Source organism: Streptomyces sp. NPDC041940 (assembly GCF_055589465.1).
Genome location: NZ_JBVJBP010000033.1, coordinates 76,670 through 82,669 on the forward strand (window position 1 = coordinate 76,670; position 6,000 = coordinate 82,669).

Genomic DNA, 6,000 nt, shown 5'->3' on the forward strand with positions numbered 1-6,000 from the left:
CCGATCTGGTCCGGACAACGAGAAAGAGCGGGACCCAGTACCACTGGGTCCCGCTCTTCTTCTCAGGCATCTACGCTGCTCAACCGCATGATCACATTGGCTGAAGCGAAGTGCCCCCGGCAGGATTCGAACCTGCGCACACGGCTCCGGAGGCCGTTGCTCTATCCCCTGAGCTACGGGGGCGTATCGGTCGCGATTGCTCGCGGCGACGGGTAGAACACTACCAGCTCCCTCAGGGTGGTCATCAACGGGTTTCCGCTGTCGGGGGCGGGTGTGTGGGTCGCCCGTGCGGGGTGGAAGTGGGGAAAACCCGGACGCGGTGGCCGGGGCCGACCTACTCTCGAGTTGTGCCAGGCGCGTCGGGTCGGGTGCTTGTTGTGGACGACAACAAGGTCATCCGGCAGTTGATCAGGGTCAACCTCGAGCTGGAGGGGCTGGAGGTCGTGACCGCGGCCGATGGTGCCGAGTGCCTCGATGTCGTTCATCAGGTGCGGCCCGATGTCGTGACGCTCGATGTCGTCATGCCCCGGCTGGACGGGATCAGGACCGCCGCTCGGCTGCGGACGGATCCGCTGACCCGCGACCTCCCCCTCGCCATCATCAGTGCCTGCACCCAGCACGAGGTCGAGGCCGGCCTCGATGTCGGTGTCGACGCCTTCCTCGCCAAGCCCTTCGAGCCCGCCGAACTGGTCGGGATGGTGCGGCAGTTGATGGAGCGGGCGCGGCGTCGGGAACGGCAGGGCGGTGGTGGCCCCGACGTCGGGGGCGATGCCGCCCAGGCGCAGACGTTCGATCAGCCGGCCGTGCCGTAGGTGACGGGCAGTCGCTCGGCCGCCTGAGGGAAGCCGCGTCCACATCCCGGACCCTCCCTAAACCGGGTCGCATACCCACCCCCCTCCTCCCATACGCTGGTGCCCGTGACCCCCGTCGAGCTCTCCCGCACCGTGCTGCACGCCGTGCGTCGCGCTGTCGACGAGGGTGAGCTCAGCGTGACCGTCCCGGAGCGGGCCGTGGTCACGCCCCCGGGACCCGGGGGCTGCGGCGACTACGCCACCAACATCGCCCTCCAGCTGTCCCGTGCGGCGGAGCAGCCGCCCCGGCGCGTGGCCGAGATCCTGCGGTTGCGTCTCCTCGACGACCAGCGCATCACCGACGTCGTCGTCACCGGGGCCGGGTTCCTCAACCTCAGCCTGGAAGGCGCGGCGTCCGCCGCGCTCGTCGACGAGATCCTGCGGCGCGGGCAGTGGTACGGGCACGCCGCAGAGCTGAGCGGGAACATCGTCCGGCTCCGGTGCCCGGCAGAGGTCCGTGCCGCCGTGGTCGCGGATGCGACGGCCCGACTGCTGCGCAGCCAGGGCGACTCCGTCCGCATCACGTACGACGGCCGGCCCGCGCCGGAGTGGGAATCCGTCCTGGGCGTGGACACCAACGGTGTGGACACCCAAGGCGTGGACACCGACGGCGCGGACGACGTCACCCTCCGCCCCGTCCCCGTCCCCACCCCCGCCGACCCCCTCCCCCTCGGCCGGGACGCCGCCCGCTGGGCCCTGCTGTACCCCGCCGCGCACGACCGGCCCAGGATCAACGGCGATCATCTGGTCCAGCGGGAGACCAACCCCCTCTTCCGCGTCCGGTACGCCCACGCCCGCACCCGGGCCCTGCTGCGCAACGCCGACGACCTCGGCTTCCGGCCCGCACCCGGGCCCGTCAGCGGTGCGGAAGCCCTGGTCGCCCTGCTCGGCGACCACCCCCGCATCCTCGCGGCCGCCGCCACCGACCACACCCCCGACCGTCTGGCCAGGCACCTGGTCACCGTCGCCGACGCCACGCTGCCGCAGCTCCTTGCCGTGCTGCCCCTCGGCGAGGAGAAACCCTCGGCCGCCCACCGTGCCCGGCTCGCGCTCGCCGAAGCCGCCGGGACGGTGCTGGCCGGCGGCCTGTCCCTGCTCGGCATCGACGCACCCGATCACCTCTGAAAGACACGAATATGAGCCGTTCCGCACACCCCGCCGGGCCCCGTCACGCCGATGTCTACCCCGAGGGCCACTACTCCGCCCCGCCCGCCGACCTCAACGCCCTTGACCCCAAGGTGTGGGCCGAGACCGTCACGCGGAACGAGGACGGTGTCGTCGCCGTCGGCGGTATCACCGTCACGGAGCTCGCCGAGGAGTACGGCACCCCCGCCTACGTCCTGGACGAGGCCGACTTCCGGGCACGCGCGCGTGCGTGGCGCACCGCCTTCGGGACCGGCGCCGACGTCTTCTACGCGGGCAAGGCCTTCCTCTCCCGTGCCGTCGTGCGCTGGCTGTACGAGGAAGGGCTGAACGTCGACGTCTGCTCCGGCGGCGAGCTGGCCACCGCCCTCACCGCCGGCATGCCCGCCGACCGCATCGCCTTCCACGGCAACAACAAGTCCGTCGACGAGATCACCAGGGCCGTCGAGGCCGGCGTGGGCCACATCGTGCTCGACTCCTTCCAGGAGATCGCCCGGGTCGCCCACATCGCGCAGAGCCTCGGGAAGCGGCAGAAGGTCCTGATCCGGATCACCGTCGGCGTCGAGGCCCACACCCACGAGTTCATCGCCACGGCCCACGAGGACCAGAAGTTCGGCATCCCGCTGGCCGGCGGGCACGCCGCCGAGGCCGTACGCCGTGCCCTGCACCTCGACGGGCTCGAGCTGGTCGGCATCCACAGCCATATCGGCTCGCAGATCTTCGACATGTCCGGGTTCGAGGTCGCCGCCCACCGCGTCGTCTCGCTGCTCAAGGACGTCCGCGACGAGCACGGCGTCGAGCTGCCGGAGATCGACCTCGGCGGCGGGCTCGGTATCGCGTACACCAGCGACGACGACCCGCGCGAGCCGCACGAGATCGCCAAGGCGCTCACCGAGATCGTCACCAGGGAGTGCGAGGCCGCCAAGCTGCGCACGCCGCGTATCTCCGTCGAGCCGGGGCGCGCCATCGTCGGCCCGACCGCCTTCACGCTCTACGAGGTCGGCACCATCAAGCCCCTCGACGGGCTGCGGACGTACGTCTCCGTCGACGGCGGCATGTCGGACAACATCCGCACCGCGCTGTACGACGCCGAGTACAGCGTCGCACTCGTCTCCCGCACCTCCGACGCCGAGCCGATGCTCGCCCGCGTCGTGGGCAAGCACTGCGAGAGCGGGGACATCGTGGTCAAGGACGCGTTCCTGCCGGCCGACCTGGCACCGGGTGACCTCATCGCCGTACCGGCGACGGGCGCCTACTGCCGGTCCATGGCCAGCAACTACAACCACGTGCTGCGGCCGCCGGTCGTCACCGTGCGCGACGGCGAGGCCCGGGTGATCGTCCGCCGTGAGACCGAGGAGGACCTGCTGCGTCTCGACGTGGGCTGAACCACGCCGGGCGTGGGGTGGAAGATCTCCTGTCGTCCACCCCCGTACAAATGAAATAGATATCTCACGATCCGGACGAAGGGCAGAAAGTCCCGTCCGGTGAGTGAGACTGGTGCAACCGTAGACGGTATGAGGAAACGAGGTCGGATGATGCGTACGCGTCCGCTGAAGGTGGCGCTGCTGGGCTGTGGAGTGGTCGGCTCAGAGGTGGCGCGCATCATGACGACGCACGCCGACGACCTCGCAGCCCGGATCGGTGCCCCCGTGGAGCTCGCGGGCGTGGCCGTACGGCGGCCGGACCGGGTCAGGGAGGGCATCGACCAGGACCTCGTCACCACCGACGCCACCGCCCTCGTCAAGCGCGGCGACATTGATGTCGTGGTGGAGGTGATCGGCGGGATCGAGCCCGCCAGGACCCTCATCACCACCGCCTTCGAGCACGGCGCCTCCGTCGTCTCCGCCAACAAGGCGCTGCTCGCCCAGGACGGGGCCGCCCTGCACGCCGTCGCCGAGCAGCACGACAAGGACCTCTACTACGAGGCCGCCGTCGCCGGTGCCATCCCGCTGATCAGGCCGCTGCGCGAGTCCCTCGCCGGCGACAAGATCAACCGGGTGATGGGCATCGTCAACGGCACGACCAACTTCATCCTCGACAAGATGGACTCGACCGGCGCCGGCTACCAGGAGGCCCTCGACGAGGCCACCGCCCTGGGATACGCCGAGGCCGACCCGACCGCCGATGTCGAGGGCTTCGACGCCGCCGCCAAGGCCGCCATCCTCGCCGGCATCGCCTTCCACACGCGCGTGCGTCTCGACGACGTCTACCGCGAGGGCATGACCGAGGTCACCGCCGCCGACTTCGCCTCCGCCCGGGAGATGGGCTGCACCATCAAACTGCTCGCCATCTGCGAGCGGGCCGCGGACGGCGCCTCCGTCACCGCGCGCGTGCACCCCGCCATGATCCCGCTGAGCCACCCGCTGGCCTCCGTCCGCGGCGCCTACAACGCGGTGTTCGTCGAGTCCGACGCCGCCGGGCAGCTCATGTTCTACGGGCCCGGAGCGGGCGGTTCCCCGACCGCCTCCGCCGTGCTCGGCGATCTCGTCGCCGTCTGCCGCAACCGCCTCAGCGGCGCGACCGGACCGGGCGAGTCCGCCTACGCCGCCCTGCCGGTCTCGCCGATGGGCGAGGTGGTCACGCGCTACCACATCAGCCTCGACGTGGCCGACAAACCGGGTGTTCTCGCCCAGGTCGCGACCGTGTTCGCCGAGCACGGAGTCTCGATCGATACGGTTCGCCAGTCGGGGAAGGACGGCGAGGCCTCCCTCGTCGTCGTCACGCACCGCGCGTCCGACGCCGCCCTCACCGGGACCGTCGAGGCGTTGCGCAAACTCGACACCGTGCGTGGTGTCGCCAGCATCATGCGGGTTGAAGGAGAGTAACCAGCAATGACCCACCAGTGGCGCGGAATCATCGAGGAGTACCGGGACCGGCTGCCGGTATCCGACACCACGCCGGTCGTGACGCTCCGCGAGGGCGGCACGCCGCTCGTGCCCGCGCAGGTGCTCTCCGAGCGCACGGGCTGCGAGGTCCACCTCAAGGTGGAGGGCGCGAACCCCACCGGGTCCTTCAAGGACCGCGGCATGACCATGGCCATCACCCGGGCCAAGGAGGAGGGCGCCAAGGCCGTCATCTGCGCCTCCACCGGCAATACGTCCGCCTCCGCCGCCGCGTACGCCGTGCGGGCCGGGATGGTCTGCGCCGTGCTCGTCCCGACGGGCAAGATCGCGCTCGGCAAGATGGGCCAGGCCCTCGTGCACGGCGCGAAGATCCTCCAGGTCGACGGCAACTTCGACGACTGTCTCACCCTCGCGCGCGCCCTGAGCGACAACTACCCCGTCGCGCTGGTCAATTCGGTCAACCCGGTACGTATCGAGGGCCAGAAGACGGCCGCCTTCGAGATCGTGGACATGCTCGGCGACGCGCCCGACATCCACGTCCTGCCGGTGGGCAACGCGGGCAACATCACGGCCTATTGGAAGGGCTACAAGGAGTACGCCGCCGACGGCGTCTCCGCCCGGACCCCCCGGATGTGGGGCTTCCAGGCCTCCGGCAGCGCCCCGATCGTGCGCGGCGAGATCGTCAAGGACCCGTCGACCGTCGCCACCGCCATCCGCATCGGCAACCCGGCGTCGTGGAACCACGCGATCGCCGCGCGGGACGAGTCCGGCGGCTTCATCGACGAGGTGACGGACCGTGAGATCCTGCGCGCCTACCGGCTGTTGGCCTCGCAGGAGGGCGTCTTCGTCGAGCCCGCGTCCGCCGCGTCCGTCGCCGGTCTGCTGAAGGCCGCCGAGCAGGGCAAGGTCGACCCGGGGCAGCGGATCGTGTGCACCGTCACCGGCAACGGTCTGAAGGACCCCGACTGGGCCGTCGCCGGCGCCCCGCAGCCGGTCACCGTCCCCGTCGACTCGGCGGCCGCGGCGGAGCGCCTCGGACTCGTCTGACCTGCGCGGACGTGGGGGGGGGGGGGGGGGGGGGGGGGGGGGGGGGGGGGGGGGGGGGGGGGGGGGGGGGGGGTACTCGCAGGGTGGGGGGGTGCGCACGGGCCCCACACAAGACC

The 6,000-nt window shown here is 71.1% G+C and carries 5 protein-coding genes and 1 tRNA gene; 5 read left to right on the forward strand and 1 reads right to left on the reverse strand.

The genetic code is table 11. The features are described 5' to 3' along the window. Positions 1-111: 111 nt before the first annotated feature. Positions 112-183 (reverse strand) — tRNA-Arg (locus tag ACZ6I3_RS37270). Positions 184-299: 116 nt separating this feature from the next. Between ACZ6I3_RS37270 and ACZ6I3_RS37275 the strand changes: the two genes are divergently transcribed. The 5 genes from ACZ6I3_RS37275 to thrC all read left to right on the forward strand — a co-directional run bounded on the left by ACZ6I3_RS37275 (position 300) and on the right by thrC (position 5,884). After that, positions 300-812: a response regulator gene (locus tag ACZ6I3_RS37275; RefSeq protein WP_469420782.1), complete on the forward strand. Its 513-nt coding sequence runs from the start codon at positions 300-302 to the stop codon at positions 810-812. 105 nt (positions 813-917) lie between these two features. Then, complete coding sequence (gene nrtL / locus ACZ6I3_RS37280; RefSeq protein ID WP_469420783.1) at positions 918-1,976, forward strand: ArgS-related anticodon-binding protein NrtL; 1,059 nt, start codon at positions 918-920, stop codon at positions 1,974-1,976. Positions 1,977-1,987: 11 nt separating this feature from the next. Further along, the gene (gene lysA / locus ACZ6I3_RS37285) at positions 1,988-3,379 is read left to right on the forward strand and encodes a diaminopimelate decarboxylase (protein ID WP_469420784.1); all 1,392 of its coding nucleotides are present in this window, start codon (positions 1,988-1,990) and stop codon (positions 3,377-3,379) included. A 147-nt stretch (positions 3,380-3,526) separates the two neighbouring features. Beyond that, complete coding sequence (locus ACZ6I3_RS37290) at positions 3,527-4,819, forward strand: homoserine dehydrogenase (RefSeq protein ID WP_382497355.1); 1,293 nt, start codon at positions 3,527-3,529, stop codon at positions 4,817-4,819. 6 nt (positions 4,820-4,825) lie between these two features. Continuing rightward, positions 4,826-5,884 carry a threonine synthase gene (thrC, locus tag ACZ6I3_RS37295; RefSeq protein WP_376393663.1) on the forward strand — a complete coding sequence of 353 codons (1,059 nt, stop codon included), beginning with the start codon at positions 4,826-4,828 and terminating at the stop codon, positions 5,882-5,884. The last annotated feature ends 116 nt before the right edge of the window (positions 5,885-6,000 follow it).

Coding starts and splice junctions, on each gene's coding strand:
- thrC (WP_376393663.1), top strand. CDS start 4,826: ATGACCCACCAGTGGCGCGGAATCATCGAGGAGTACCGGGACCGGCTG.
- lysA (WP_469420784.1), top strand. CDS start 1,988: ATGAGCCGTTCCGCACACCCCGCCGGGCCCCGTCACGCCGATGTCTAC.
- ACZ6I3_RS37290 (WP_382497355.1), top strand. CDS start 3,527: ATGATGCGTACGCGTCCGCTGAAGGTGGCGCTGCTGGGCTGTGGAGTG.